Origin of the sequence: Paenarthrobacter sp. PPS72 (genome assembly GCF_048537125.1) — a bacterium.
Classification (GTDB): domain Bacteria; phylum Actinomycetota; class Actinomycetes; order Actinomycetales; family Micrococcaceae; genus Arthrobacter; species Arthrobacter nitroguajacolicus_E.
On the sequence record NZ_JBLYIE010000029.1, the window covers coordinates 63,577 to 89,944 of the forward strand.

Annotated in this window: 25 protein-coding genes; 8 read left to right on the forward strand and 17 right to left on the reverse strand. The window is 63.0% G+C overall.

The window, feature by feature from the left end; all coding sequences use genetic code 11:
• Positions 1–2 precede the first annotated feature (2 nt).
• The 3 genes from ACLRGI_RS14280 (at position 3) to ACLRGI_RS14290 (ending at position 3,038) form a co-directional block, all read left to right on the forward strand.
• Positions 3–2,477 (forward strand): signal peptidase I, encoded by a 2,475-nt coding sequence (locus ACLRGI_RS14280; protein ID WP_419202293.1) that lies wholly within the window; start codon positions 3–5, stop codon positions 2,475–2,477.
• Between the two features lie 136 nt (positions 2,478–2,613).
• Complete coding sequence (locus tag ACLRGI_RS14285; RefSeq protein ID WP_419202294.1) at positions 2,614–2,811, forward strand: hypothetical protein; 198 nt, start codon at positions 2,614–2,616, stop codon at positions 2,809–2,811.
• Positions 2,808–3,038, forward strand: a complete 231-nt coding sequence (locus ACLRGI_RS14290) for a hypothetical protein (protein WP_017197047.1) — start codon at positions 2,808–2,810, stop codon at positions 3,036–3,038. Before ACLRGI_RS14285 ends, ACLRGI_RS14290 begins: the two co-directional genes overlap by 4 nt.
• A gap of 74 nt (positions 3,039–3,112) precedes the next feature.
• Here the strand turns inward: ACLRGI_RS14290 and ACLRGI_RS14295 are convergent, their stop codons facing one another.
• The 5 genes from ACLRGI_RS14295 to ACLRGI_RS14315 are packed head-to-tail and all read right to left on the reverse strand — an operon-like array spanning position 3,113 to position 7,825.
• Complete coding sequence (locus tag ACLRGI_RS14295) at positions 3,113–4,156, reverse strand: lactonase family protein (protein ID WP_419202295.1); 1,044 nt, start codon at positions 4,154–4,156, stop codon at positions 3,113–3,115.
• A 2-nt stretch (positions 4,157–4,158) separates the two neighbouring features.
• Positions 4,159–4,989, reverse strand: a complete 831-nt coding sequence (locus ACLRGI_RS14300; protein ID WP_419202296.1) for an aldo/keto reductase — start codon at positions 4,987–4,989, stop codon at positions 4,159–4,161.
• On the reverse strand, positions 4,986–6,011 hold the full coding sequence (locus ACLRGI_RS14305) for an NAD-dependent epimerase/dehydratase family protein (RefSeq protein ID WP_419202297.1): 1,026 nt from the start codon (positions 6,009–6,011) through the stop codon (positions 4,986–4,988). The genes ACLRGI_RS14300 and ACLRGI_RS14305 overlap by 4 nt, the downstream gene beginning before the upstream one ends.
• Entirely contained in the window at positions 6,008–6,979 is a 972-nt protein-coding gene (locus ACLRGI_RS14310) for an aldo/keto reductase (protein ID WP_419202298.1), read from the reverse strand. Before ACLRGI_RS14310 ends, ACLRGI_RS14305 begins: the two co-directional genes overlap by 4 nt.
• A 24-nt stretch (positions 6,980–7,003) precedes the next feature.
• Positions 7,004–7,825, reverse strand: a complete 822-nt coding sequence (locus ACLRGI_RS14315) for an aldo/keto reductase (RefSeq protein WP_419202299.1) — start codon at positions 7,823–7,825, stop codon at positions 7,004–7,006.
• 200 nt (positions 7,826–8,025) lie between these two features.
• Here ACLRGI_RS14315 and ACLRGI_RS14320 point away from each other — a divergent pair, with 200 nt between their 5' ends.
• Positions 8,026–8,910 carry a helix-turn-helix transcriptional regulator gene (locus tag ACLRGI_RS14320; RefSeq protein ID WP_419202301.1) on the forward strand — a complete coding sequence of 295 codons (885 nt, stop codon included), beginning with the start codon at positions 8,026–8,028 and terminating at the stop codon, positions 8,908–8,910.
• Between the two features lie 82 nt (positions 8,911–8,992).
• Here ACLRGI_RS14320 and ACLRGI_RS14325 read toward each other — a convergent pair whose 3' ends face one another.
• Together ACLRGI_RS14325 and ACLRGI_RS14330 are read right to left on the reverse strand one after the other, a co-directional pair.
• Positions 8,993–9,202 (reverse strand): dodecin, encoded by a 210-nt coding sequence (locus tag ACLRGI_RS14325; protein WP_026541717.1) that lies wholly within the window; start codon positions 9,200–9,202, stop codon positions 8,993–8,995.
• A gap of 108 nt (positions 9,203–9,310) precedes the next feature.
• Complete coding sequence (locus ACLRGI_RS14330; protein WP_419202302.1) at positions 9,311–10,117, reverse strand: SDR family oxidoreductase; 807 nt, start codon at positions 10,115–10,117, stop codon at positions 9,311–9,313.
• A gap of 161 nt (positions 10,118–10,278) precedes the next feature.
• Here ACLRGI_RS14330 and ACLRGI_RS14335 point away from each other — a divergent pair, with 161 nt between their 5' ends.
• The gene (locus tag ACLRGI_RS14335) at positions 10,279–10,710 is read left to right on the forward strand and encodes a universal stress protein (RefSeq protein ID WP_054808808.1); all 432 of its coding nucleotides are present in this window, start codon (positions 10,279–10,281) and stop codon (positions 10,708–10,710) included.
• 71 nt (positions 10,711–10,781) lie between these two features.
• On the opposite strand, the gene ACLRGI_RS14340 is transcribed toward ACLRGI_RS14335, so the two are convergent.
• From ACLRGI_RS14340 to ACLRGI_RS14375, 8 genes are all read right to left on the reverse strand, one after another.
• Entirely contained in the window at positions 10,782–11,360 is a 579-nt protein-coding gene (locus ACLRGI_RS14340; RefSeq protein WP_419202303.1) for a hypothetical protein, read from the reverse strand.
• A gap of 49 nt (positions 11,361–11,409) precedes the next feature.
• The gene (locus tag ACLRGI_RS14345) at positions 11,410–12,555 is read right to left on the reverse strand and encodes a zinc-dependent alcohol dehydrogenase (protein ID WP_419202304.1); all 1,146 of its coding nucleotides are present in this window, start codon (positions 12,553–12,555) and stop codon (positions 11,410–11,412) included.
• Positions 12,556–12,707: 152 nt separating this feature from the next.
• Positions 12,708–14,384, reverse strand: coding sequence for a thiamine pyrophosphate-binding protein (locus tag ACLRGI_RS14350; protein ID WP_419202305.1), 1,677 nt, complete (start codon positions 14,382–14,384; stop codon positions 12,708–12,710).
• Positions 14,381–15,202 carry a cyclase family protein gene (locus tag ACLRGI_RS14355; RefSeq protein ID WP_419202306.1) on the reverse strand — a complete coding sequence of 274 codons (822 nt, stop codon included), beginning with the start codon at positions 15,200–15,202 and terminating at the stop codon, positions 14,381–14,383. Before ACLRGI_RS14355 ends, ACLRGI_RS14350 begins: the two co-directional genes overlap by 4 nt.
• 24 nt (positions 15,203–15,226) lie before the next feature.
• Positions 15,227–16,876, reverse strand: a complete 1,650-nt coding sequence (locus ACLRGI_RS14360) for a phytoene desaturase family protein (protein WP_419202307.1) — start codon at positions 16,874–16,876, stop codon at positions 15,227–15,229.
• A gap of 45 nt (positions 16,877–16,921) precedes the next feature.
• Positions 16,922–18,688, reverse strand: a complete 1,767-nt coding sequence (locus tag ACLRGI_RS14365; RefSeq protein WP_419202308.1) for a flavin reductase — start codon at positions 18,686–18,688, stop codon at positions 16,922–16,924.
• A gap of 27 nt (positions 18,689–18,715) precedes the next feature.
• Positions 18,716–19,957 (reverse strand): styrene monooxygenase/indole monooxygenase family protein, encoded by a 1,242-nt coding sequence (locus ACLRGI_RS14370; protein WP_419202309.1) that lies wholly within the window; start codon positions 19,955–19,957, stop codon positions 18,716–18,718.
• A gap of 46 nt (positions 19,958–20,003) precedes the next feature.
• Complete coding sequence (locus ACLRGI_RS14375) at positions 20,004–20,792, reverse strand: SDR family oxidoreductase (protein ID WP_419202310.1); 789 nt, start codon at positions 20,790–20,792, stop codon at positions 20,004–20,006.
• Between the two features lie 405 nt (positions 20,793–21,197).
• Between ACLRGI_RS14375 and ACLRGI_RS14380 the strand changes: the two genes are divergently transcribed.
• Complete coding sequence (locus tag ACLRGI_RS14380; protein ID WP_419202311.1) at positions 21,198–22,166, forward strand: AraC family transcriptional regulator; 969 nt, start codon at positions 21,198–21,200, stop codon at positions 22,164–22,166.
• On the opposite strand, the gene ACLRGI_RS14385 is transcribed toward ACLRGI_RS14380, so the two are convergent.
• Both ACLRGI_RS14385 and ACLRGI_RS14390 read right to left on the reverse strand, forming a co-directional pair.
• Positions 22,167–22,868: a FadR/GntR family transcriptional regulator gene (locus ACLRGI_RS14385; RefSeq protein WP_419202312.1), complete on the reverse strand. Its 702-nt coding sequence runs from the start codon at positions 22,866–22,868 to the stop codon at positions 22,167–22,169.
• Between the two features lie 75 nt (positions 22,869–22,943).
• Positions 22,944–23,747, reverse strand: coding sequence for an alpha/beta fold hydrolase (locus ACLRGI_RS14390; RefSeq protein ID WP_419202313.1), 804 nt, complete (start codon positions 23,745–23,747; stop codon positions 22,944–22,946).
• Between the two features lie 129 nt (positions 23,748–23,876).
• Here ACLRGI_RS14390 and ACLRGI_RS14395 point away from each other — a divergent pair, with 129 nt between their 5' ends.
• Both ACLRGI_RS14395 and ACLRGI_RS14400 read left to right on the forward strand, forming a co-directional pair.
• The gene (locus ACLRGI_RS14395; protein WP_419202314.1) at positions 23,877–25,379 is read left to right on the forward strand and encodes a four-carbon acid sugar kinase family protein; all 1,503 of its coding nucleotides are present in this window, start codon (positions 23,877–23,879) and stop codon (positions 25,377–25,379) included.
• 35 nt (positions 25,380–25,414) lie between these two features.
• Positions 25,415–26,317 (forward strand): NAD(P)-dependent oxidoreductase, encoded by a 903-nt coding sequence (locus ACLRGI_RS14400; RefSeq protein ID WP_419202315.1) that lies wholly within the window; start codon positions 25,415–25,417, stop codon positions 26,315–26,317.
• Positions 26,318–26,368: the final 51 nt, after the last annotated feature.

The window sequence follows — 26,368 nt, forward strand, 5'->3', positions numbered from 1 at the left end:
ACGTGGGATTGGACACCAAGGACAACGCCGGATCAGCCCTGTTCTCCGCTGAGGGATGGGTTCCTTTCGTCGTGGGCATTATCGCCAGGGTTTATCTCGGCATTTCGCTGAGCCTGGCGGTAATAGCCCTCTTCCCGGCGCTCTTGGGTTGGAGCGGGAGCGTGGTGCAAAGCGGTTCCATGGAGCCGCACATCAGCCCCGGTGATGTGGTCCTCACCTCTGAGCTTTCCGACGCCGAACCAGTCCCGGTGGGTGGCGTGGTGGCCTACCTCAGCCCAGCTGAGGCTGAACCCGACGGAACAGCAAAAACACGGCTTCATCGCGTGGTGGATGCCAACGACGACGGCACTTACGTGACGGCCGGCGACGCCAACATGGATGTGGACAGCACTCCGATGAAGCGTGAGCAGATCAGCGGCAGGGCCCGCATCCTGGTGCCCATGGTCGGCTTGCCGGGGCTCTGGATGACGCACGGGGCGTTACCGCAGCTTGCCATCTGGTCTGTGGGAACGCTTCTCGCTGTTGTTTGCGCCATCTATATAGGCGGCACTGGGGGCGAAACCCGGACGTCCCGCCCCCAGCGGGACAGCCCCCAGCGGGCGAGCCGCCAGCGGAGCAGTCCCCAGCCACCTTCCGCTGCCATTCCCGGCCTCTGGGACAGTCCGCGCGTCAAGGCCGCTGCGGCCTTCCTCCTCGCGGCGGTCATTGCCGTATTGGTCATCCTCGGTGCGACGGCTGGCACGTCCGCCGCTGCCTTCACCTCCGTGACGTCCACTCCCGGCAACAGTTGGGCGGCGTCTCCGGATTGGAATCCGCCCACTGTAACGCTCGCGGACCCCGGCGCCTCGGTCAAGGACACCGTTGCCATCCCGGCCGCAGCGCAGGATGCCGAGTCCGGTGTCCGGAGCATCGACGTCGAGTACCTCCGCGACGGTACAACCACCACCTGGACCAGCATCTGTTCAGGTTCCACCGCCACGATCACTTGCCAGTGGAATACCAAAGCAGTGCCCGACGGCGGCTACAGCCTCCGCGCGCGGGCTACGGACAACGCCGGGCTCACTTCCGTTACTGCCGTCCGGGCCACGACTGTCGCCAATAATCTCCTGGTGGTCCTGGCCAGCCCGGCTGAAGCAGTTCGCGGCAGCATTCCCTTGTCCACCACCCTGCTGGGTGCGGGCAACACGCTCTACAGCGTCAGGGTTGAGTACTCCTTGGCCGGGGCCAACAAGTGGAACACCCTGTGCCTTTACGTCACTGCTCCATATAACTGCACGTGGAATACGGCCTTCACCGCGAACGAAACCTACGACCTCCGGGCCGTGGCCGTCGCAGGCCTGACCACCACCTATTCGGCAGTGGTCACGGATATCACCGTGGACAACCTGGCTCCTGCAGTCACCATGACGGACCCGGGAACGCCGCTCAGCGGCGTGCGTACTTTGGGCGCCACGTCCATGGACGCCCACTCCGGGGTGGCGCAAGTCAGCCTTCAGTACGCCCGAACCGGGACGAGCACCTGGACCACTGTGTGCACCGTTACCGAGAGCCCCTACTCTTGCCGCTTCGACACCACCACCGTGGCCGACGGCAGCTACTCCTTCAGGGCCATCAGTGTGGATGCAGCTGGGAACAGTGCCACCTCCGCCACGCTCAGCAGAACCGTGGACAACACGGTGGCATCGGTCTCCTTGGAGGATCCCGGCGCTTACGTCACCGGCATCGTGCCTCTGACTGCTGCCGCGAACTCAACTGCCGGAGTGGCCTCTGTTCGCATTCAAGTTGCCCCTGCCGGGACAACTACCTGGAGCGCGCTCTGCACCGTTGCCACTGTTCCCTACAGCTGCAACTGGAACACCACCGGTTACGCAGACGGTACCTACGACCTCAGGGCGGTACTCACCGACCGCAACGGCAAGGAAACCGTCTCCGCAACGGTGGCTGCCAGGAGAGTGGACAACAGTCCGCTCCGGGTAGCCGACATCCGGACCTCCAATGCCGGGGCCGTTGAGGGAAGGCTCGAACCCGGCGACTCGATGAGCTTCGTCTACAGCCAGCAAGTCAACTTGGCAACTGTCACTCCGGGCTGGGCGGGGGCGTCCCTTCCTGTGACAGTTCGTTTGCGGGACGGAAACCTGTTGGGCCTGGGCAACGGCCAGGATGTCCTTGACGTGCAACGGGCCGGGAGCAGCGTGAACCTCGGCTCGGTCAACCTGAAGCAGAACTACGCCAAGAACCGCAAGACGGTAGTGTTCAACGCCACCATGACAGCTTCCACTGAAACGGTGGGCGGAATTCCCCGGACTGTTGTCACCGTGGTCCTGGGAAGCGTTGCCAGTGGTGGAGCTGGAATAAGGACCTCAGGCGCGGCGGCCAACATGGTCTGGACACCGACGTCGGCCGTCAGTTCTCCGGCGGGAGTCGCCTGCTCGCTGGCTCCGCTGACCGAAAACGGCATTTTGGACAGGGAGTTCTGACACTGGCTGTGCCTCTGCACTTCCGTGATCGAAAATGTTATGCAATTGCCCATAACCAGGCATGCGGGACTTGCATAGAGTTGAAGAGATCTGCTTCACATAACGCCCCCGATCTACCCAAGGATGAGTTTCAACGATGAAGAGCATCGCCCTCCTGCGCGAACGAGCCACCCGCGTCATGCCCACTGGTTCCCACTGCCCGGCATCAGGCCTGTGGAGCCCGGACGCCGACCCGGATGCTGTCCAGGTGTTCGCGGAAGGCCACATCCTGCCGGCGCACAACGGGGTTCCCACCGTATGGCGCCGGCGCCCTGCCGCTGAAGTGTCGGCATGACCAGCACCATCCTGAACAGGCCCGCCGACTACCGCCACGTACCGGCCGCGGAGTGGACTGAACTCAGCTCCGGCGACCCCGTGTGGATCTACGACGTCGCATGGGGCGCTGGAACCGGCCGCGTGGACGACGTTTCCAAGCATCAGGAACTGCTCTGGGTCATCCTTGAGCCGACCGGCCGCAGACTCATCTGCGGAACGGACGACGTCGAGGTCTGGACAGCCTGAAATAACTCGCCGAGATGGCAGTTAATACCAATGTCTGAGCGGATCATGGGTGTTAACTGCCGTCTCGGCGTCATTTAAGCGGCGGGAACCAGAACGCTCGGAGAGCCCATCTCAACCCGGCTCACAGGACCGTCCGGCAGGCCGGTCTTGGGGTCCAGCTTGAAGCTCACGACGTCGTCCGAACCTTCGTTGGCGACGTACAGCCAGCCTTCGCGGACCAAGTGGTGGCGAGGCCACTCGCCGCCACAGGGAACCTCCGCGAGGGGCTCCAGACCGGCCCCGCCGTGGGACACCTTCAACACACAAATACGGTTGGACCCCCGCACGCCCACATAAGCGAAGCGGCCATCGGGGGAGAGCGCAATCTCCGCGCCGGCGTCGCCGTCCTTGGCCCCCGTGGCGCTCGCCGGAACCATGGTCGACAGCTCATAGGTGCCGTCCGGTTCCATCCGAATCGCAGCTACTTCCACCGAATATTCGGTATCCACAAAGACAGTTCCGCTGTGATGGCGGGCCATGTGCCGTGGCCCCGAGCCCTTGGGCAAAACCACCTGATGGTCCAGCTGCAGGCCTTCGCCGGGCGAATACTGCCACACCCGGACCAGGTCATGCCCCAGGTCCGTGGTCATCACACGGCCATCCGGGAGCATCAGGCTGGAGTGCCCGCGGCTGGGACGCTGCTCGTCCGGGGACGTTGCAGTGTGGGGATCGACGGCGGCTGCCGCACTGGTGCGCGAGGTGATGGCGCCGTCGTCGTCCAGTTCGTACAGGATGACCTGGCCGTCGCCCCAGCAGGTGGCCACAATAAAGCGTCCTTGCGGATCGGCAGCTACGTGGCAGGTGGCTTCACCGGCCGGCCACGGTTCGCCGAAGGCCTCCAGCACGGCGTCACCTGTCCGCCGATACGCCCGCACGGTCTTTGCCTCCTCCGCAACCGCGTAGAGCACCGGAAGCGTCGGATGCAGCGCCAGGAACGACGGTGAATCGGCGGCAACTGCCAAGCCGAGGGGCGTCAGTTGACCGTCATCATCGGCCGAAAGCGCGGCGATGCCCTCGCCGTTGGCGTTCCTGTCCGCGGTATAGGAACCAACCCAGATCAGTGTTTTTGCGTTACCCATGGTCAGTGCCCCTGTACGTCCGAGTCCACACCGGCGTCCGGACCGGCGTCGAGGGTTTGCAGTCGAGTGAGGTCGTCGAGGTCCAGTTCGAAGTCAAAAATGTCCAGGTTCTCCTTCATTCGTTGCGGATTCGAGGTTTTAGGTATGGCCACCAGACCCTGCTGAATGTGCCAGCGCAGCACCACCTGGCCCGGCGTCTTCCCGTGCTTCTCGCCAATGCCGGCCAATACCGGGGCGTTCAAGAGGTCGCTGCCGGCACCCAACGGACTGTAGGACTCCGTGATGATGCCATTCCGCTCATTGAACGCCCGTGCGGCCGGGCGGGGTATGGAAGGGCTGACCTGGATCTGGTTGACCGCGGGCACAACGTCCGTTTCGCGGAAGAGCTGGTCCAGGTGGGCGGGCTTGAAGTTGGAAACGCCGATGGATCGTGCCTTTCCGGAGGCCTGGAGTTCCTCGAAGGTCTTCCAGGTAGAGACGAACTCGCCGCGGCGGGGGAGCGGCCAGTGGATCAGCAGCAGGTCCACGTACTCCAGCCCCAAGCGTTCCAAGGAGCCGTCCAGCCCGGCAGCGGCCTGGCCCGAGCCTTGGAATTCCCCGTCCAATTTTGTGGTGATGAAGAGTTCTTCGCGATTCACCCCGCAGGCACGGATGCCGTTGCCCACGCCTTTCTCATTGCCGTACTTTTTTGCCGTGTCCACGTGCCGGTAGCCGTGCGACACCGCCTCCACCACGGCATCGGCAACCTCGGCATCATTCAACGGCCAGGTGCCGAGTCCCAATTGAGGGATCTTATGGCCGTCGTTGAGTTCAATGAGCGGGGCAAATGTCATGGGCGCACATTCCTTTCATAAAGCCGATCGCTTAGCTCCATGTAGTCCTCTTGAACCACTTGTTGCTCAGGATGCTGATCATGCCATGCCACAATCTCCCGCGCACCGTCCGCGAAGGGAATCGTAGCCCGGTAATCAGGGACGAGTGCTTTGATTTTGGAATTGTCGAACACCACCGAATGCGAGCGGTCGCCCAACAGATTGGGGCCGAGCTCAGGGCTGTGGGCTGCGATGGTTTCCGAAGAAACATGAAAGAGTTCCGGTTCGTCCACCCCGGCCGCCCGCGCAAACAGGCGGTAGATCTGGTTCCAAGGAAGAAACTCATCAGAGGTAATGGTGTAGCTCTCACCAACGGCTTGGGGCCGTCCCAATAGACCAACAAACGCCTTGGCAAAATCCCGGCTGTGGGTCAGCGTCCAGAGGGACGTTCCATCACCGTGCACCATGACGGGCATCCCGGCGCGCATCCGGTGAATATCAGTCCAACCACCCACCATCGCGATCTTGGTCCGGTCATAGGTATGGGAGGGCCTCACTACCGTGAGCGGGAAGTCCAGCTCACGGTAGGCCTCGAACAGCAGCTCTTCACAGGCAATCTTGTCCCGCGAATACTGCCAAAACGGGTTCTTCAGAGGCGTCGATTCCCGGATTGGCAGCGTGGTGGGCGGCTTCTGGTACGCCGAAGCAGAACTGATGAAGACGTACTGTCCCGTCCGCCCGCGGAACAATTCCAAGCCGGCCCGCGCCTGCTCCGGTGTGTAGGAGATAAAGTCCGCAACGGCGTCGAACTCTCTTCCCTGCAGCACCTCACGCACGGCGGCTGCGTCACGGACATCCGCATGGAGGATTTCCGCACCCGCAGGAACCGGCCGCCCGGCCGACCTTCCCCTGTTGAGGATGGTCAGCCCGTGGCCCAGTGCGACGGCGCGTTCAGCCGCCGCCGCACTGATGACCCCGGTCCCGCCGATGAACAGGATGTTCCGCGGCGAGACGGTGTCCGCCTGCGGTAAGAGGGTACTCACCAGGCGTAGTCCTCCGGGGCGGTCCGGTGACCCGGGAAGATGCCGTCCAGCCGCTTGAGGGCGTCCTCGTCCAAGGCGACATCCAAGGCACGGATGGCCGCATCGAGTTGTTCCTGTGTGCGTGGTCCAACGATCGGAGCCGTCACGGCAGGCTGGTGAAGAAGCCAAGCCAGCGCTACATCTCCGGGTGCGTGGCCCAACTCATCCGCGAAATCCTCGTACTGGCGGATCTGCTCCCCATGCTTCTTGAGGGTCTCCAGCGCACGGCCCTCTGTGCGGCGGACGCCCTGCTCTTCCTTTTTCAGCACGCCGCCAAGCAGCCCGCCCTGCAGCGGCGACCAAGGGATCAGGCCCAGGCCGTACTGCTGCGCGGCCGGAATGACCTCAAGCTCCACTTCGCGCCGGAAAAGGTTGTAGATGGACTGCTCACTGACCAGCCCGGTGTAATGACGCCTCCGGGCGGCTTCCTGCGCCTGGGCGATGTGCCACCCCGCAAAGTTGCTGCTGCCCGAGTACAGGATCTTGCCCTGCTGAACGCCAACCTCGATTGCCTGCCAGATTTCATCCCACGGCGTATCACGATCGATGTGGTGGAACTGGTAGATATCGATGTAATCCGTCTGCAGCCGCTTCAGGCTCGCATCCAGTGCACGGCGAATGTTCAGCGCCGACAACTTGGATTCGTTCGGCCGGTCTGTCATGGTGCCGTACAACTTGGTGGCAAGGACGGTGCGCTCACGGCGCTCGCCGCCCTTCGCGAACCAGCGGCCAATGATTTCCTCGGTCCAGCCGCGGTGCCCGGTTCCGCCGTATACGTTGGCGGTGTCGAAGAAGTTGATGCCGGAATCCAATGCGGAGTCCATGATCGAGTGGGCTGTTGCTTCGTCTGTTTGCGGACCGAAGTTCATGGTGCCCAGGCAGAGGCGTGAAACCTTCAGGCCGGATCGGCCCAGATGCGTGTACTGCATGTTTGTCAGTCCTTCTTCCGGGGCTTAAAGCTGGGTGAAAGCGGCGACGGCGGGATCGGAACCGATGCGGGCGCCCGCTTCGAGTGCCGTAATGGCTGCCAGCTCGGATTCGGTGAGGGTGAGGTCTGCCGCGCCGAAATTTTCCCGCATCCTCTTCGAGTCAGCGGACTTGGGGATCACGATGGTCCCTTGAGCGAGGTGCCAGGCCAGGATCACCTGTGCAGGGGTAGTGCCGTGTGCCGCTGCCACGAGTGCTATTTGCTCGGCATTCAGGTCCTTGCCCTGGCCCAGTGGGCTGTAGGCCTCCACAGCGATGCTGAGATCGCGGCACTTGTTGGCCAGCTCGCCCTGCTGGTACGTGGGATGGACTTCGATCTGGTTGACGGCGGGAACTACTTCAGCTTCCTTGAGCAGTGCGTCTACATGGTCGGAGAGGAAGTTGGAGATTCCGATGGCCCGGATCTGCTTGTCCTGGTACAGCTTCTCCATCTCCTTCCAGGCCTGGGTGTAGAGGCCCTGCGAAGGGACCGGCCAGTGGATGAGGTACAGGTCGATAACTTCAAGACCCAAGGCATCGCGGCTGCGCTGGAAGGCGTCATAAGCCTCGCCCTGCTCGCCGTTACGGAGCTTGGTGGTGATGAAGAGCTCTTCCCGGGGAATGCCCGAGGCAGCAACGGCGGCCCCCACTCCGGCCTCGTTGCGGTAGGCAGCCGCGGTGTCGATGTGGCGGTAGCCGGCTTCCAGGGCGTCTTCCACTACCTTCTGCGTTTTCTCAGCAGGCACTTGGAACACACCGAATCCGAGCTGGGGAATGGTGACGCCGTTGTTCAATGTCAGCTCTGGCATGACGGTCTCCTTCGACGGGATGGTTATGGTGGTGACACTCCGCCTTCCTGTTTCCAGAAAGCGTTTTCGGAGGCTCTGTACCGAGCCTATTCACTTTTGGCGGCGGAGTCAGCAATCCAGCCTGATCCTGTTTTTCCTAGGTCTGGTAGTCCTACCCACAATGGTGGTCTTTCACACGCTCTGAACGGCAGAATGGACGGATGGGTCAAAGCGCCGAGTTCGGTAAATTCCTTAAAATCATGCGTGCCCGCCTCTCACCCGAGGATGCCGGAGCGCAGGAGTCCAGTGGTGCCCGCAGGGTGCCCGGACTCCGCCGCGAAGAGGTTGCCCGGCTCTCCGGAGTGAGCACCGACTACTACACACGCTTGGAACAGGGCCGCAACATCCATCCATCCAAGGCGGTCCTCGACTCCGTGGCCCGCGCACTGCGACTGGACGCGGGGGAACAGGCTCACATGATGGACCTGCTGGAGCACTGCGCGGGTTCGGCAAGCAACCCCGGCCCGGTTCAAAAGGTGAGGCCCGCACTCCGGCAGTTGCTCGATGCCGTTGGCGATGTTCCTGCCATGGTGCTTGGCAGGCGCGCGGACGTCCTGGCCGGAAACCGGATGGCCCATCTGCTGTTTACCGACTTCACGGCGCTGCCGGCCGCGGAGCGGAACCTGACCCGCTGGATCATCCTGGATCCGTTGGCAGGGCAGCTGTTCAGGGATTGGAAGTCGGTGGCGGCCGAAGCCGTGGGTGCTCTGCGCATGGACGTAGGCCGGCACCCGAACGATCCCCAGACCAACCAGCTGGTGGGTGAACTCGCCGTACACAGTGAGCATTTTCGGCAGTGGTGGGCCGGGCACAGGGTAGCATCGCGGTCCGCAGGAACTGTCCGGCTGCACCACCCGATCGTCGGCCACCTGGAACTGAACTTTGAAACGCTGAGCCTCCCGGACGACCCCGACCAGATGCTGAGGGTCTATTCCGCGAAAGCCGGCTCGCCGTCGTCGGACGCTTTGACGCTGCTGAGCTTCGGTGAGGTGGGTAGCCCGGCTGAGGTCCCGGAACCGGAACCCGCCCGCCGAGATGACAGTTAACGCCCATGTTTTCGGAAAACATGGGCGTTAACTGCCAACTCGCGGGAGGTCAGCGCTCGCGGGAGGTCAGCGCCTGAGGTAATCAGCGCTCCAGGCGGAAACCGAGCTTGATGGTGACCTGCCAGTCGGCCACTGCGCCGTCCTCAAGGTGGCCGCGGATTTCCTTGACCTCAAACCAATCGAGGTTCCGCAACGTTTCGGATGCGGTGGCAATCCCGTTCTTGATGGCGTCGTCAACGCCCTCGGTGGAAGTTCCTACAATTTCGGAAACGCTATATGTGTGGCCAGCCATGGTGCTCCTCATCAACGTCTTACGAATCTCTGGAAAATCGGGCCCGCCAGGCAGGCCGTCCATGCAGACTAGCCCACGGATCACCGTGCGGCCAGAGTCTGCAGTGGCTTAGCTTTCGCGCCAGTCGTTACTGGTGATGTGCGAACCTGCCTGCGGTCCCATCTGCAACATTCCGCCATCCACCGGCCACGAAGCGCCATTGACGTAGCTGGAATCCGGAGACGCCAGGAAGGCTATGACGGCAGCGATTTCCCGGGCATCGCCGGGGCGACCCACGGGAACTCCGGGCCGTTCTTTCTTGGTGGGATCCTCGTCCTCCTGGCCTGTCATGGGAGTAGCGATTTCGCCCGGTGCCACGTTGTTGGCAGTGATCCCGTGCTCAGCAAGTTCCAGGGCCATGGTCTTGATGAGGCCACCCAATCCGTGCTTGGAGGCGTCATAAGCTGAGGCTCCCACCCTCGGCTGGAACTCGTGGACGCTGGTGACTGCGATGATGCGCCCACCACGGCCGGCTTTCACCATGCGCTTTGCCGCTGTCTGCATCGCCACAAAAGCACCGTTGAGGTTGGTATCCAGGGTGGACATCCATGTGTCGTAATCCAGCTCAAGGAACTTGGTGCCGTCTCCGGTCCCGGAGTTGTTGACGAAGACGTCCACGCCGCCCAGTTCCTCAGCGAGCTTGTCGATGGCCGCGGCCGTTCCACGGACATCTGTGGTGTCCAGTTGGTGTACCACTGCTTTTCGGCCCAGGCCGCGGACTTCCTCGGCGGTTTCCTCCGCACCCTGCTGATCCGAGTGCCAGGTGATGCCAACATCCATGCCGGCCTTGGCCAACGCCACCGCCGTGGCCTTTCCGATCCCTGAATCCGATCCCGTGACGATGGCGGTCTGCGGGGAAAATTGTGCGTCGCTCATTGTCTTGCCTTTCGGTCGTGTGATCGTTCCGATGATTTATCCCTACCCAGTGACACCCGCCGTAAACACTCCCGACGCAAAAGGGTCAGCCCGGCAGGTGGTGATCGAGTGTAGATTTCTTTGCAGCAGCACCCAGTGAATCCCCACAACCAGGAGTACTCATGTCAGAAGTTATTGTGGTCGGCGTTGACAGCAGCGAGACGGCCAAGCGCGCAGCAGTGGCAGCAGCGAAGCTCGCCACCGCACTCGGTGCCGAACTGCACGTCATCAGCGGCTTCTCTGATGACCGGATCGAAGAATTCGGCAGCGGCAGCGACCGCATTACCGTCTCCTCGGCCGACTCAGCGGAGTACGTGGCCCGCAAGGTCTCCGAAGAGCTGGACGTTCCCGCAGGCAACATCAAGTACTTCGCAGCCCGCGGTACTCCGGCCAACGCCCTCATCAACTACGCCGAGACCAACAATGCCTCGCTGATCGTTGTGGGCAACAAGCGCATGAAGGGGCTCGGCCGCGTCCTGGGCAGCATCGCCAACAGCGTGGCGCACGGTGCCCCCTGCGACGTGTACATCGTGAACACGGACGTCGACGCGTAACCAACCCATGTAGGAAGCAGCAGATGCCGTTTTGGACGTCCAAAACGGCATCTGCTGCATATTGGCTTAAATTAGCGGCGGGATTTACCGGCGGCTTTCGTGATGCCCTTGAGAGCCAGGACGACGCCGGTACCCACCAGGAGCCACGGACCGGCGACGATGATGGGGTCCATCCACTGGTGTTTGGTGTCCGCCCGCTTCCTTCCCCATCGTGAAGACATGCCGTGGTTCTTGAACTCGCTCAGCACGCCGGTTTCGGTGATCGGATTATCCGGGCGCAGCGTGGCAAATGACTTCAGGTGGTTCTCCCAGGCGTCCACGCGGTCACCTGCGATCAGGAGCAGCCAGTGCGCGGCCCGTCCTTCGCTGTACTTGTAGGCGTACTTTCGAATGGCACCTGAAACGCCCTTTGGCGGGGTTGATGTCCCAAAAACCGGTGTCAGGAATTTGTGTTCAACAGAGCGTTCCCGTGGCCAGGTTTCCTCTTGGCGTTCCGGAAAGTCCCAATGAGCCCCGGTGGGAATCCCGCGCTGCTCACGGGGGAAAGCCGGGCGGTCCTTGGGGTCCAGATCGACGCCCCACCCCGGGATTTTGGCCCGCAGCTCCTCAGGCGTTGGCCGCGGTTGGGGCCTTTCTGCTGTGTAAGGCATGATGTTCTCCTTGCTTTGCCTGTTCAGGCCGTAAGCCTGGTCCGGCCGTCTAGGCTGTCGTGGTCACGATCGGCTTAATGCAGTCATCAAGCTTGGCCGAGAAGATGTGATATCCCTCAGCGATGTGTTCCAGCGGAATCCGATGGGTGATGATGTCGCTGGGCTTCAAGTAGCCGTTCTGCACATGCTCGAACAGTCGGGGCCACTGCCTCTTGACCGGGCACTGGTTCATCCGCAGCGTCAGCCCTTTGTTCATGGCATCGCCAAACTTCACTGCACTGAACATGGGGCCGTAGGCGCCCACCACGGACACTGTTCCGCCTTTACGGACGGAATCGATGGCCCAGTTCAACGCAACGGGCGAACCGCCTTGCAGCTTGAATTTGGACGACGTGATGTGCTGTGTCAGGTTGCCGTCCGCTTCAGCTCCGACGGCGTCAATCACCACGTCTGCGCCAAGATGGTCCGTGGCTTTCTTCATCTCCACCACAATGTCGTCGTACTCGGTGAAGTTGTACGTTTCCGCATGGGCAAACGTCCGGGCCTTCTCCAGCCGATACTCGAGGTGGTCAATCACGATCACCCGTCCCGCGCCCATCAACCACGACGACTTCGCCGCGTACAGCCCCACAGGTCCCGCGCCGAAAACCACAACAGTGTCGCCCTGCTCAATGTCTCCCAGTTGTGCCCCGAAGTAGCCGGTGGGGAGGGCATCGGTGAGCATCACCGCATCTTCCTGATCCATCCACTCGGGTATTTTTGTGGGTCCGACGTCGGCGAACGGCACGCGCACGAACTCCGCCTGGCCGCCGTCGTAACCGCCGGTGGTGTGGGAGTATCCGTAAATGCCGCCCACCGCCGTCGCGTTCGGGTTGACGTTGTGGCAGTTGGAATAGAGTCCGCGGGCACAGAAATAGCAGGACCCGCAGTAGATATTGAAGGGCACCATCACGCGGTCCCCGACGCTCAAGTTTTGAACCGACGAGCCAACCTCGTGGACCTCTCCCACGAATTCATGCCCGAAGGTCATCCCCACCCGCGTGTCCGGCATCATGCCGTGATACAGGTGCAGGTCTGAGCCGCAGATCGCGGCTCCGGTTACCCGGACTATAGCGTCATTGGGATGCTCGATCCGGGGGATATCTTTTTCTTCGACCCTGACTTTATAAGGGCCGCGGTACACCATCGCTCGCATTTTCGCCGCCTCCAACAGCTAGCTGTCGATACAGGTAAAAATGCTAAGGCTACTTATTAACGAAGTCCAGTTCTTTTTCAAGTAGCTGACAGTAGTGGTTGTTCCCGGAGCTGGGAACAACCACTACTGCGAGCTAGGTTGGGGCCGGGTAGCTAGTGGCCTTGGAACGCTTCGGCCAGCCACCACGAGCCACCATCGGACGCGATCTTTGCGTCGATCACCAGAGGCCGGTCTTGGGTTCCGGCTTGGTATGCCGCGATCCACGGGCGCACCGCTTCCAAGTCCGCCACGGTCCGCACGGTCACTCCTTCAGCGCCGAACCCGCGGGCGATCGCGGCGATGTCCGTCTCCGGGAACACGACGCTTGCAAGCTCAGCCTCCGTGTGTTCGGACGCGAAGTGATGCACCTCCGCCCCATAGGCGGCGTCGTTGTAGACGATGCACACCAAGGGCAGTTTGAGTCGCGCGGCGGTCTCCAACTCGCTGATGCCCATAAGGAATCCGCCATCGCCTGCGCCGAGGACCGGCAGGCGGTGCGGTTGTGCAAGGGCGGCGCCGATGGCCGTGTAGAGACCCAGCCCAATTGCCTGGAACGCCTGGGTGAAGCAGAACCCGAATTCGTCCGGCACGGCGAGGTATTGGCTGGGATAACCCATGAAGTTCCCCGAGTCCACGGCCACGATCCGCTCGGCGGGGAGCATTGAATCGAGTTCGCGGGTCAGAACGCGGGGATCGATGGACGTTGCCGTGGACAGGTCCTCCGTGTCCACGTCCCGCCACCGCGATGCCTGCTTGATGGCGAGGGCGTTGGCTTCCGTGCGGTACTTCTCAGCGGGCTCGGCCCGCACCTCCCGCAGCAGCGATAAAGCATCAACCGCGGTCAGCGCCGAATCACCCAGCACTCCCAGCGCGATAGCCCGGTTCGCGCCGAGTGCGGAATCTTCGACGTCGATCTGCACCACTTTGGTGCCGACGGAAATCAACCTCCCGTGCCGCATGGTCCACATGTTCAGCGCGCAGCCCCATCCCACGATCAGGTCGGCGCCGCTAATGAGTTCCGCCGTGGTCGGCGACGAGAAGCCACCCGAAATACCCAAGTTGTGGGAGTCGCCGTTGAACAGCCCGCTCGCCACAGCGGAGGTTGCCACCAGCGCACCCGCGTGCCGTGCCAGCTCCAGGATCTCGTCCCGGGCACCCCGTCCGCCGCGTCCGGCGACGAACACGGGCCGTTCCGCTGCCCCGATCAGCGCCACCAGTCGCTCAACTGCGGCAGCGTCCGGGCGGACCTTCAACGGCTCCGGCACGACGACGTCACTCACCTCGTCGGAGGCAGTGCCACTTTGGATGTCCAGCGGCAGGCTCAGGACCACTGTTCGGCGCTCGTTCACCGCGGTCCGGAAAGCCCTGACAGTGTCCGCGACAGCTGTGGCGGGGGAGTGGATGCGTTCGGCCACGGCGCCCACGCTGCGCGCCAATCCGTCCTGGTCAATCTTGAAGTTGGACCTGGTGGCTGCAGCCTGCGTGTCGGCAGTCAGGACGATCATGGGGGTGCGGCTTTTCGCAGCCTCACCGATTCCGGTGATGGCGTTGCTCAACCCGCACCCTTGATGGGTGGTGACCACGCCTACCTTTCCGGACATCCGCGAATATGCGTCGGCCATGGTGGCGGCGCCGCCCTCGTGCCTGGCAGCAGTGAAGGGGATGCCTTGGGCCATGAGGGTGCTGGTGACATCGAAGTTGCCGCTGCCCACCACGCCGAAAACGTGTCCGACACCGAGCTTCGCCAGCGTCCTGCCCACCAGCGTTGAGACCCGAACTCGGACGTTCATGCTGTTTCAGCCCCGTCCTTTTCAGCCGCGCCCTTTTCAGCCGCGTCTTTTTCAATCAGCGCGTACACGCGGCTGGGGCTGCCCGTGCCGCCCACGATCGGCAATGGCGCCACTATCAACGTGGCGCCTGTGACGGGGAGCCGGTCTACATTCCGCAGCGAGGTCACGCCGTACTTGTCTGCTCCCAGAAGGAACGAGTGGACAGGGAACATCGGATCCAAGCCTCCGGCCTGGCCGGCGTCAATGCCTACGGTCTCAACGCCGAAACCGCTGATCGAGGAATTGCCGGCTAGCCATTTGGCACCTGCGGAAGAGACGCCCGGAGTGTGGGGACCGGCGTCGTCCGCGTTGACGAAAGCCGCGGCGTCAGCGCCACGGGCCGCCCAGCCAGTCCGGAAAATGACCCAGCAGTTCTCCGGGAAAGCTCCGTGTTCCTCCTGCCACTGCTCAAAGTGTTCCGGTTCCAACAGAAAATCAGGGTTGGCAGAAACCTCGGCAGTCTTGTCGATCACCGCGATGGGACCCACCAGGCGCTGTGGTTCGATCTGGTCCACGGACTTTCCGTCCTTGCCCGTGATCCAGTGGACCGGAGCGTCCAGATGTGTCCCGGCGTGTTCACCCACTGTGACATCGTTCCAAGCCCAAGCGGGGCCGGCGTCGTCGAATTTACTCACCGGCGAGACCGACAACCCCACCGTATTCGCGAATGGCTGCGGAAGGTTCAGGATCGGCGTCTCGGAGCTCAGGGGCGTGGTGAGGTCGATGATTTCCACCGAACCGCTTGAGAGGGCTGCTGTGAGCCCGGCCAGAACAGACATTGTTCTCCTATCGCTTGCTTGGTTTCAGTGCTTCTTGAAATGCAGTGCTGCTTGAAGACGGGAAAGTGGTGAGGGCGGTGCGGTAAGTTTTTGGGCCACCAGGTGTCCGGAACCGCCGGAAAGGCCGGGACCGGGATGCGTTGATGCGCCGATGTGCCAGAGACCTTCGACGGCGGTTTGGTGGCCGGCCGCCGCCGGGAAGGGCCGCCACAGAAGGTTCTGGAAGAGCTCGGCTGAGCCCCCATAGGGGTCGCCGCTTACCGCGTTGGGATTCGAGGCCATTAGATCCGTAGGAGCCAGAATGTCTGAAGCAAGTACATTGGCCCGGGTTCCGGGAGCGAACTGCTCAAGCCGTGCCAGAACCCGCTCCAAGTAGCCCTGTTTCAGCTCCTCGGTCCAGCCTTCCGCAACGGACAGTTCGCCGGCTGCATCGCCTACTGGAGTGAACGGCACTTCCTGGAGTTGCAGCCATAGTGTGGCCTTGCCTTCCGGAGCGCGGGACGGGTCCAGGACGCATTGCTGCCCCACCACCACCGTGGGTTCGCTGGGAAGCAGCCCGGCTTCGGCTTGGGCGCAGGCAATTCCCGTGCTGTCCGAGCCGTTGCTGATGTGAACCAGGGGAACATCGTTCAGCCGTGGATCAAGCCACTCCACAGCTTTGTCCAAGGCCAGATGTACTTGCATGGCTCCGCGGCCGTTTTGGTAGCGTCCGGCTGCCTCGGCAGTTCCGTCAGGTGGCTGGCGAAGGAGCTGTGTGTAGAGAGCCTGGGGTGAGACGTTTGCCAGGACAGAATGAGCGGCGACCACGCCCTGTGAAGTCCGGACGCCGGAGACTGAGTGTCCCTTGCCGGAGGCGTCGGAGCCCACCAAAATCTCCTCGGCCTCCACGCCCAGCATGATCCGAACCCCGTTGTCGCGCAGCAACGACTCAAACGCCGCGATGAACCTGGAGGCCCCGCCCTTCACCACGGGAAGTCCGAAGCTGTGCATGCTCATCGCCATCACAGGCAACATGACACCGCCGGTGGCTTGGTCCGGGCCCAGACCTGCGTGCAGGAGCCAAGGTGACCACAACTGGTCCGCCTCCCAACCGTCGAATCGGCTGCGGACGTAGTTCCGGCCGCTCATCACCGAATCCCGGACGAAGGCCTCCGTTCCCGGGAAACGGCCGCGCCGGACAGCCCCGAACGCGATCTTCGCGACCTCTCGGAACGACCGGAGTTCCGCCCCGAAAGCCCCGAAAACCGTGCCGGCGTTGCGCCCAAGATCATCCAACATGGCCAGATACGCGGCATGATCGCCAGGGGCCTTGAAGGCAGCCGCCGTCTCAGCCGGATCCCGCTGCGCGATGACCACGCGGTGAGCACCCGTGGCCGGATCGGCTGCAACGCTCGCTGTGACCGGGCCGGAGGTGTTGCAGTACTCCAAGCCCCTGGCGTGCAGTTCCTTGCCCAACGCCGAGTAAGCGCCGCCGGAGACGAACAATGGGTGCCAGGAGGAGAAGGTGTCGTGGATAAAGCCCGGCAGGGTCCGCTCGGCGGAATGAATGAATCCACCCAGCCGGTCCGAGCGCTCGATGATGCACACGCGCTTTCCGGCCAAGGCCAACTCAGCTGCCGCGACAAGGGAGTTAATGCCTGAGCCGATGATCGCGACGTCAACGGAATCGTCCATGTCCGCACCTTTCAAGGGGGAAGTGCCGGGTCGAAAGGAGGGTGCCTAGAAATCCGGATGGCTGGCGGTGGCGTGGTACTTGCCGCCATGGAACACCAGGGGAGCTCCGCCGTCGTGCTTGTAGCTTTCCACTTCACCGACGTAGATGACATGGTCCCCCGCGTCATGTCGCGAAACCGTGCGGCACTGGAAGGTCGCCACAGCGCCTTCGAGCAGCGGTATGCCGGCGATGCCCTCAGTAGTTTCCGCGCCGGCGAACTTGTCCGTGGCGGGAGTCGCGAACTGACGGGACAGGACGTGCTGGTCACTGGCCAGGATGTTGATGGCAAAGTGCGTTGCGTCCTCGAAATCACCCAAGCTGGGCGCCCGTTTGCTGGGGCACCAGAGCACCAGGGGCGGATCCATGGACACCGACGTGAACGAATTGGCGGTCATGCCCACTTTTCGGCCATCCGCCGACACTGTGGTGACAACGGTGACGCCGGTGGCAAATTGACCCAAGGCGCTCCGGAAGTCACGGACATCGAAAACCGATGTGTCTTCTTCCTTGCGGGCCTGCATGAAGTCCGCGGCAGCTGCGGAGTCAAACCACCATGGGTACGAGGTCCGTGGATCATCAAAGCCGCTCACGATGCTTGCCGCCAGTGCCGGATGCTCGGCGGCTTCACTGAGGAGCGTTTTCTGGTGATCCCGGCGCGGCTTCAGGAGATCATTGGTCCATTCCACCGCCCACTGCCCCCAACCGCGCCAGAACTCGTCGAAGGTCCGCTCCATCCGTGCGCGGTCAAAAGGTTGCTGGCCGCGGCGAAGGATCGCGTCAAGGTAGTACTTCGCGGCAAGTGTTGCGTTGTTGGAACCTTGCCCGGTGAGGGGATCGTTGAGGACCACGGCGTCACCGAGACCGAACACCAACTTCCCGTTGCCGAGCTCCCCGACGGCGGATCTCACCGTTGGGGTGATGCGCCCCAGGAGCGTGGCGCCGGTGTCAGTGAGTTCCGCGCCGGCGAAGTTTTCGGCCTCGTGCGGGAAATGCTCACGCAGCATCTCCAGCGAACGCTCAAGCTGCTCTTCGGGGGTCCCGACGTCGGTCCAACGGTCCATGGGTCCGCCCACCACGCCTTCGAACACCATCATGCGGCAGGGCCCTGACACGGTCAGGCCGGGGAAGGTAAAGAACTCGCCGACGCCGGGGGCCATGGACATGCGGATGGCGTCGCCGCTGCTGGAGGTGCTGCCGGGTGACGGGTCGATCGCTCCGCTGGCGGGAGCGACGCCGTCGGGCTTGACGTAGTTCAAAGCCAGCACCCGCTGCGGGCGGTCGAAGGGTGACTTTGCCTTGTCGCGGGGGAAGATCTGGCCGATCTCGCCTTTGCCGGTGCTGACAATCACGAGCTCGTAGTCATGCGCCAGTTCTTCGAGCATGCGCGGGGTGACCTTCTCAATCCGGAAATCACCACCGGCTGCAACAAACGTTTCGATCCAGAGGGCGCTCTTGATGCGCTGATCGATGGATCGGGCGGGGCCATCCAAGGGGGCTTCCCACTCGATGGGGTCATCAGCGTCCACGCGCAGGCGGATGGAGGTGATGCCGGGGACGGAACCGGATTGGTAGAACTCGGTGAGCGCTGTCCCCATCTGGGCTTCGGCATCCAAGGCAGTGGAGAACATGCACTGGCTGGACATGACCTTGCCGGTGCGGATCTGGGCTGCTGAACGATCGGATAGGAGTGTTACCGCGTAGCCGTCCCGTTGCAGGCCAAGGGCCAGTTGGGCGCCGGATTCACCGGCCCCGATGATTGCTATTTTTCGCATGGATAAGTCCTTATTAGCAGGGGCGTGCTAGGAAACTTTGGCGGCCGATAGGTCCGCAAGGTAGCTCGCGGCTTTCTCGGGATACATGAACCACTCCTGGAATTCCGGAGGGTGGTTGAAGCCGTTGGCGAAGCGGCGCGCGATGTCCGGCTGGTTGTTCGCTGCCCCCAGGAGTTCAAGGACGTGGGGCGGCGGCGGAGCCAGGAGGGCATTTGTCCAGTGTGCAACGTGCTGGGCGTAATCCCAATAGCGCTCAAACGTGGCCTGCATGAAGCCTGCATCGAAAGTGCCATTTCCGTGCTGGATGATGCTGTCCAAGTACGACGCCGCGCATTTGCTCGCGTTGTTGGAGCCCTGCCCGGTGATCGGATCGTTCAAGACCACGACGTCGGCCAGGCCCAGTACCTGCCTGCCGCTGGGCAGGGTGGCAATCGGGTGGCGGACGGTAGGGGCAAAGCGCCCCTGCAGTACGCCGTTGGGGTCGGTAAGTTCCACATCCGTGGCCCGTTCCGCTTCCCAAGGCAGGAAGGTGTTGAGGATGTTCTTGGAGTTTTGCAAGTGCTCCTCGGGGGACAGGCCCTTCCAAGTGTCCATGGGTCCGCCAGGAACCCCCTCGAAGACCATGATTTCGCAAGGTCCGGTGGTGGTGAGCGCAGGGAAGACGAAGTATTCGCCCACGCCCGGGATGAGGTTGAAGGAAACCGCGGAGTACTCCTCGCGGGGTTTCAGGCCCTTGACATAGGTCAGGGCAAGGGCGCGCTGCGGTGCGTCGTAGGTGCTGCGTTCGGCGTCGCGGGCGAAGAGCTGGGCGATTTCACCCTTGCCCGCTGCCACTATCACCAAATCAGAATCCTGCGTGTACTTCTCCAGCTCAGCCATGCCGGCGTCTTCGAAGACCAGCTCGCCGCCGCGGGCGGTGAACTCCTCCATGAACTTGGGAAACTTGACCCGCTGATCGATGGACTTGGCGTGGTGGTCCAGGCGGGAAGCCCAGCCAATGGCCTTCTCACCCGGCAGTTCGGGGTGCGGGATGGTGAAGGAAATGCCGTCCACGGTGGGGGCGTCCGGCCAGAAATCCAGTCCCAGCGCCCGCTCGTGCTCCAAGGCGTTGTGGAAGATGCACTGGCTGGAGGCGACTTTGCCTTCAGCGATTTCCTCCGGCGTCCGATTGGAAATTGTGGTGACCTGGTAACCGGCGTCGAGCAGGCCGATGCCCAGTTGGAGTCCGGACTGGCCGGCTCCAACGATGGTGATGTGGCGTTGCGTCATGGTTTTGCCTTTTCTCTTGGTCTATTTGCAGTCTGTGTCTGGTTTGTCAGTTTGCGGCGAGCAGGGGGATGGTTTCTTCGGCGCGTTCCGGTCCCAAGGCGGAGTAACCGCCGTCGACAGCCCAATCAGCGCCGGTCACGAAGCTTGCTTGGTCGCTGGCAAGAAACGCGACGACGTCACCCACCTCGTGCGGGCGGCCGACGCGTTTGAGTGCGTGGAACGGTGCCGCCACGGAATCTGTCTTGTCGAGGTTCCCGCTGCTGAGGGAGTCCATGATGTTGCTCCACACCCAGCCCGGGCTGACTGAGTTGACCCGGATCCCGTCCAGTGCGAAGTCCACCGCCATGCTGCGGGTGACCTGGACCAAGGCAGCCTTGCTGGCCGGATAAAGCCAGCGGCCTGTTTGGGCCACCGAGCTGGAGATTGAGGTGAAGTTGATGATGGCGCCATGCCCGGAAGCCTTCAGGTAAGGGCGGGCACTGTTGCTTGCTACTACGGCGCTGACCAGGTTGACGTTGAGTGCGTCGAGCCAGTCGGCGCGTCCCGAAGCCGCGCCGTCGTCCTTGTAGGTGCAGGCCAGATTGACCAGAATGTCCAAGCTGCCATGCGCAGCAACCGTCTCGCTGACCATCCGGTCCACAGCATCGTCATCAGTGATGTCGGTGTGGGAGTAGGTGATCCTCTCACCCAATGCGGCGGTGAGGGAAGCGCCGTCGGGGTCTATGTCAGCGACCACCACCGTGGCCCCGGCGTCCCGCAGCGAGGTGACCACTCCCTGGCCTACCTTGGTGGCCCCACCGGTGACTATGGCTGTCCTGCCTTGGAGTGCTGACATGTGCCGACCCTTTCGTGCAACGCTGATGTTACGGAAATATGACGTACGTCATACTCATGTTCCAACTGACTCTAGGCCGCTGCCGGGGCCCGGAATATCCACTTGGCGCGAGGACTATCCACAAAGCGAAACCGGCGCCTGCTTCACTTGCTTGGCTGCGGAGCGGGCTTCGGATGGTTCCGATCCCATTCATCCCGGCGGTCATGCACGAGCTTGATGTTCTTCACTTGTCCTCACCTCGCTTCCGTCACTGTTATGGTTCTGTGAGCTGCGTCATACTTGTCTTAAAAACGACTCTAGACAGCCGCTGCACTCCGGAATATCCGCCCGGCGCGGGGATCATCCGAAAAGCGAAAGCTGCAAAATACCCGTGCGAACTGTGAATACCCGTGAAGTAGGTGGCGGATGGTGAGGATTCTGGCCCGTGACGTTCTGCGGGGACAGCCGACGACGGCCACAACGGACGTGGACGAAGCACACGCCAAGATCGCGGAACTGTTCTGCAGCCACGAGCTTGCGCCGCGGACGCGTGCATCCTTGATGGACATGAAGCTGCGCTCATTGCACCGTGGCGACGTGGGGATCGAGTTCCTGGATTACGGCGCGGACGTTCGGATTGAGCCGGAGGGCCTCCAGGACTTCCACTTGGTGCAGATTCCGTTGTCTGGGCACGCGTCCATGCAGGTGGGTGCGGACACAGTGGAGTCCGGTCCGCGCCTGGCCACGGTGCCGCCGGTCGACCGGCCATTCTCGATGAGTTGGGACGGCGGTAGTCCACACCTGATTGTTTACGTGCGGCGCACTGCCCTTGAGCGGGTGGCCGGGCAGCTGTACGGCGAAAGTTCTGTGGAGCTGGGCTACGGCATGGACCTCTCAGGTGCCGCCGGTCGCGCATTCTTGAGGGCCGTCGTCGAACTTCATGACGACTTGATCAGCCAACCGCAGTCCGCGGCTCCTGCCTTTGTCCAGGGGTTATTGGCGGACAGCATGATGTCCCGCCTGCTGATGGCGATGGAGCAGCCCGGCGAGGAGACCCGGAGCGCAGACGCGGAAAGCCGGCTTGTCCGTGAATGCCGTGAACTACTGGAAAGGCACGCTTTCGAAGAACTGACCGTCCCGGACATCGCCGAGTGCCTGGAGGTGTCGGTTCGCACCCTGCAAACGGCGCTTCGGGCGGAAACGGGAGCCACGCCGTCGGACATGCTACGCAGTATCAGGCTGGATCGGGCGCGGGAGATGCTCCTGGAGGCCAGTCCCCGGGAGCAGAGCGTCACTGCGGTGGCGGAGTTGTGCGGATTTACTCACCAGGGGCGCTTCTCCGCCCTGTACCTCAAGGCCTTCGGGGAACTGCCGTCGGAGAGCCTGCGCCGCTAGCTACGCCTCCAGCACGTAAGTTTTCAGGTCGTCCAGGGTCTGCTGCATGTGCGCATCCATGGCCAGGCGCGCTTCATGCGGATTGCGGGATTCCAAAGCGGCGGCAATCTTCCGGTGATGGCCGATTGCATGTTCCTGGATCTCAGGGAAAGCCGAAGTTTCAGCCCGCCGCGCCTCGAGGACCCGGTGTAGCGGCTCGAAGAGAACAGCAACAAAGACGTTGCCGGAAGCATGAAGTATAACGTCGTGGAAACCGAGGTCCGCTTCCACGAAAGAGGCGAGGTCATTGACCTCGTGGGCGGCCTGCATCTTCTCAACGTGCTCTTTGAGTGTCTCCAACTCATCATCGGAGATGCGCTCGGCGGCCAATTCGCATGCGCCGGTTTCAAGCATGCGGCGGAGCTCGATCAGATGGATAGCGGCTGCCGCATCCTTGGTTCCCTCAGAGGCTGCGCGCAGCACGGCTTCCAGCGACGCCCACTGGTTGAGCGGGTTGACGAAGGTTCCGCGGCCGCGTTCGACACTAAGAATCTTCTGCGCCTCAAGGGTTTTCATGGCCTCGCGCACAGTCATCCGGCTCACCTCATGTTTGGCGCTGAGCTCCAGCTCTCCCGGAACCACTGTTCCTGGCGGGAACTCGCCCGCGATGATCCGGTCCAGCAGCTCATCAGCCACGACGCCCACCAGCGACTTGCGTGCCATGTATCCCCATTTCTTGTACTTCAGGCTGCCCGGCTCCCCGCGGATTTCCCCCGGGACGGGCAGTTGTCAGACATCTTACGCTGGCAGCGGCCAGCTTGTTTTCCAAAACCCGGTCAACGCGTCGGCGCATACTCCGGGCTGTTCCCAGTGGACGTTATGGCCGGCGCCGGGGATGGCACACAGCTGCCGATCCGGGCTTTCGGCCACGAATTCGCGCATCTGTTCCACGGGCCGCACCCGGTCGCCGGTTCCGGCAATCACCAGCAGTGGCGCGTGGACGCGCCCGGGCACCGAGGGCTCGACGCCGGTCATCGCCGCCAAGGCGCTGGCGGACAGAACCGGGAAGGGTACATTAAATCCTGCGCTGAGCCTCTCCATGTCGGCTGCGGACAGCTGCCCGTACCAGGCCTCCATGAGCTGGGCAACTGTCCCGGAATCGAAGAATCCCTGCTCCAGCTGCGAGCTCAGCAGCGCCTTGAAGCCCTGGTTCTGCGGCACGGGCGCCATGCCCACCAAAGTTACGGTGGCCACCAATTCGGGGTGGGCTGCCGCAAGCGCCAGCGACACACTGCCACCCATGGAATGCCCCACTAAATGCACGGGGCCGTTGCTGCGGAGCTCAATTGCGGCAGCTACCGAGGCAGCCGCTGAGTCCAGCGTCCACACGAAATCCGGCGGCAACTCTTCGCCCGGATGGTAGCCGGGGAGGTCGGGAATCCACACCGTCCGGCCGGCGTCGAGCAGTTTCTTCGCGAGTGGTTCCCAGTACACGGAACCGGACGCCCAGCCGTGGACCAGTACTGCGGGAACGGGCTGACCTGCGGGAATGTCGGGCGTGAGGACGTTCACGAACGGGAGCGGAACAGCACTGTCGGCCATGTGCCCAGCCTAGTGATGTGGGGCACCTTGCGCGGTGAAGAGCCGTGTGTCACACTAATTCAAATGTTAGATGTCTGACATCTTACATTCACCAAACCGCTACACAGATTTCCCACGATGGAGTGCACAGTGACCCTTGAAGCCGACGTTCTGGCCGCTTTCCCGGCGGAAGTCCAGATTCCTGCTCAGTTGGTTGCCGACGCCGTTGCGACGTCCTCAACAACGTCTCCCCGCGTTCTGGTAGTCCTCGACGACGACCCCACGGGAACGCAGTCCGTTGCGGACCTCGCTGTGCTCACCCGGTGGGAGGTGGCCGACTTCACGTGGGCCTTCACCCATATCCGCGAGAACCAGACCAAGCCTGCTGTCTACGTCCTCACCAATACCCGGAGCCTGGACCCGGCCGAGGCCGCAGCACGCAATGAGGAGATCGTCCGAAACGCACTCGCGGCAGCTGCCGGCACCCGTGTTGGTCCTCGGCTGCGACTTGGTTTCGTCAGCCGCAGCGACTCCACCCTCCGCGGCCACTACCCGCTGGAGCCGGATGTCATCGCTGCCACCGTGGCCGCCGAGACCGGCGAAGCCACCGACGGCGTGGTCATCGTCCCGGCGTTCCCCGACGCCGGTCGCGTCACCATCGGCGGTGTGCACTACATGCGAGGCACCGGAGAAGACGCTGGCAAACTCACCCCCGTGGCCGAGACGGAATTTGCAAAGGACGCCAGCTTCGGCTTCCGGAATTCCGAGATGGGCAAGTATGTGGAGGAGAAGTCCCAGGGCAGGTTCGCCGCCGGTGACGTGATCGTCCTGGACCTCAACATCATCCGGGCAGGCGCTTCCGCCCAAGACCCCACCATCTCCGCAAAGGCCATTGCAGATGCCCTGGAGTCCGCCACCAACTCCACCCCGATCGTGGCCGACATCGTCACGGAGAACGATTTCCGGGCCCTGGCCCTGGGCCTCGAAGAAGCCGAGCGTCGCGGCAAGAAGCTTCTCTACCGTGTGGGTCCGCCGTTCGTTCGCGGACGCATCGGCCAGGAGATCCGTGCCGCTTTGACCTCCGGGGAAGCCTACGCGGGCAACACTCCCTCCACAGCAGGCGGACTCATCGTGGTCGGCTCGCACGTGGGCGTCACCACCCGCCAGCTCAACCACCTGACCTCACAGCACAGTTCGGCAAGGACCATCGAAATCGACGTCGAGAAACTGCTGGAGACCGAAGCCGACGCGTACATCGGAGCCGTGGTTTCCGACGTCGTCGACGCCCTGCACCAAGGCGACGTCATCGTGCACACCAGCCGCCTGCTCATCAAGACCGACGACGCCGCAGCGAGCCTGAAGATCGCACGCACCGTTTCCGCCGCCGTCGTCGCCGTGGTGAACCGGACCCTGAAAACCTTCCCGCCGCGGTTCGTCATTGCCAAGGGCGGCATCACGTCCTCCGACGTCGCAGCCCACGGCTTGGAAATCCGCCACGCCATTGTCCGCGGCCCCATGCTGCCGGGCATCGTTTCGCTGTGGGAGCCGGTGGACGGGCCCGCGAAGGGCATCCCTTACATCGTGTTCGCCGGAAACGTGGGCGATGACCAATCCCTGACCGACGTCACCCGCAAGCTCAGCGCCACTTTCTAGAACCCAGCCGCAGAAAAATTTCACTGGAGAACACCATGACCAGCAGCAACTACACCGTCACCGTCCTGGGCCTCGGCGCCATGGGCCTTCCCATGGCAACCCGCCTCGCATCCGAGCTGACAGTCCACGGTTTCGACATCGCCGAGCCGCGCCTGGAACTCGCCGCAACAGCCGGCATCAAGACTTTCGCTTCCGCCCGCGAAGCTTCGGACGGTGCTGATGCGCTGCTCCTGGCCGTACGCAACGGCGAGCAGCTCAACGATGTCCTCTTCGGCGAGAACGGCGTCGCTCCGGTGCTGAAGCCGGGCGCCGTCGTGATCCTCGGCAGCACCGTCGGCACCGAAGCCATTCCCGCCACGGTGGAAAAGCTTGCCGAATACGGCGTCTCGCTCGTGGACGCGCCGCTGTCCGGAGGCCCGAAACGCGCGGGCGAAGGTGACCTGCTGATCGTGGTCGGCGCTGAGCCTGAGGCCCTTGAGAAGGCACGGCCAGCGCTTGAGCTCCTTGCGTCCACCCTGAGCATCGTTGGCGACAAGCCCGGCGACGGCCAGGCACTCAAGACCGTCAACCAGCTGCTCTGCGGCGTCCACATCGCCGCCGCTGCCGAGGCCATGGCCCTCGCAGATGCCCTTGGCCTCGACCAGGCAAAAACCCTGGCCGCCCTCGAAGCCGGAGCCGCAGGTTCGTTCATGCTCTCCAACCGTGGCCCGCGCATCCTCGAGGCCTACACCGAAGACGGGGCCGAAGTCCTCAGCCGCCTGGACATTTTCGTCAAGGACATGGGGATCGTGGGTAAGGCAACCCGGGCCGCCGGCCTCGCCGCACCCGTTGCCGCAGCTGCTGAACAGCTCTACCTTCTCGGCCAGGCCCAAGGCCTCGCCGCCGCCGACGACTCCGCCGTCATCAAGGTTGTTGCGCCCTCAAAGCGCACCGCCTAAGCACCCCACCAGAACGCGCGACGACGGCGGTCCCCCCTTCGCCGTCGTCGC

What these genes read in the sequence shown, in the direction of transcription:
- ACLRGI_RS14285 (WP_419202294.1), top strand. Translation starts at nt 2,614, where the DNA reads ATGAAGAGCATCGCCCTCCTGCGCGAACGAGCCACCCGCGTCATGCCC.
- ACLRGI_RS14290 (WP_017197047.1), top strand. Translation starts at nt 2,808, where the DNA reads ATGACCAGCACCATCCTGAACAGGCCCGCCGACTACCGCCACGTACCG.
- ACLRGI_RS14295 (WP_419202295.1), bottom strand. Translation starts at nt 4,156, where the DNA reads ATGGGTAACGCAAAAACACTGATCTGGGTTGGTTCCTATACCGCGGAC.
- ACLRGI_RS14300 (WP_419202296.1), bottom strand. Translation starts at nt 4,989, where the DNA reads ATGACATTTGCCCCGCTCATTGAACTCAACGACGGCCATAAGATCCCT.
- ACLRGI_RS14310 (WP_419202298.1), bottom strand. Translation starts at nt 6,979, where the DNA reads ATGCAGTACACGCATCTGGGCCGATCCGGCCTGAAGGTTTCACGCCTC.
- ACLRGI_RS14315 (WP_419202299.1), bottom strand. Translation starts at nt 7,825, where the DNA reads ATGCCAGAGCTGACATTGAACAACGGCGTCACCATTCCCCAGCTCGGA.
- ACLRGI_RS14320 (WP_419202301.1), top strand. Translation starts at nt 8,026, where the DNA reads ATGGGTCAAAGCGCCGAGTTCGGTAAATTCCTTAAAATCATGCGTGCC.
- ACLRGI_RS14325 (WP_026541717.1), bottom strand. Translation starts at nt 9,202, where the DNA reads ATGGCTGGCCACACATATAGCGTTTCCGAAATTGTAGGAACTTCCACC.
- ACLRGI_RS14330 (WP_419202302.1), bottom strand. Translation starts at nt 10,117, where the DNA reads ATGAGCGACGCACAATTTTCCCCGCAGACCGCCATCGTCACGGGATCG.
- ACLRGI_RS14335 (WP_054808808.1), top strand. Translation starts at nt 10,279, where the DNA reads ATGTCAGAAGTTATTGTGGTCGGCGTTGACAGCAGCGAGACGGCCAAG.
- ACLRGI_RS14340 (WP_419202303.1), bottom strand. Translation starts at nt 11,360, where the DNA reads ATGCCTTACACAGCAGAAAGGCCCCAACCGCGGCCAACGCCTGAGGAG.
- ACLRGI_RS14345 (WP_419202304.1), bottom strand. Translation starts at nt 12,555, where the DNA reads ATGCGAGCGATGGTGTACCGCGGCCCTTATAAAGTCAGGGTCGAAGAA.
- ACLRGI_RS14350 (WP_419202305.1), bottom strand. Translation starts at nt 14,384, where the DNA reads ATGAACGTCCGAGTTCGGGTCTCAACGCTGGTGGGCAGGACGCTGGCG.
- ACLRGI_RS14355 (WP_419202306.1), bottom strand. Translation starts at nt 15,202, where the DNA reads ATGTCTGTTCTGGCCGGGCTCACAGCAGCCCTCTCAAGCGGTTCGGTG.
- ACLRGI_RS14360 (WP_419202307.1), bottom strand. Translation starts at nt 16,876, where the DNA reads ATGGACGATTCCGTTGACGTCGCGATCATCGGCTCAGGCATTAACTCC.
- ACLRGI_RS14365 (WP_419202308.1), bottom strand. Translation starts at nt 18,688, where the DNA reads ATGCGAAAAATAGCAATCATCGGGGCCGGTGAATCCGGCGCCCAACTG.
- ACLRGI_RS14370 (WP_419202309.1), bottom strand. Translation starts at nt 19,957, where the DNA reads ATGACGCAACGCCACATCACCATCGTTGGAGCCGGCCAGTCCGGACTC.
- ACLRGI_RS14375 (WP_419202310.1), bottom strand. Translation starts at nt 20,792, where the DNA reads ATGTCAGCACTCCAAGGCAGGACAGCCATAGTCACCGGTGGGGCCACC.
- ACLRGI_RS14380 (WP_419202311.1), top strand. Translation starts at nt 21,198, where the DNA reads ATGGTGAGGATTCTGGCCCGTGACGTTCTGCGGGGACAGCCGACGACG.
- ACLRGI_RS14385 (WP_419202312.1), bottom strand. Translation starts at nt 22,868, where the DNA reads ATGGCACGCAAGTCGCTGGTGGGCGTCGTGGCTGATGAGCTGCTGGAC.
- ACLRGI_RS14390 (WP_419202313.1), bottom strand. Translation starts at nt 23,747, where the DNA reads ATGGCCGACAGTGCTGTTCCGCTCCCGTTCGTGAACGTCCTCACGCCC.
- ACLRGI_RS14400 (WP_419202315.1), top strand. Translation starts at nt 25,415, where the DNA reads ATGACCAGCAGCAACTACACCGTCACCGTCCTGGGCCTCGGCGCCATG.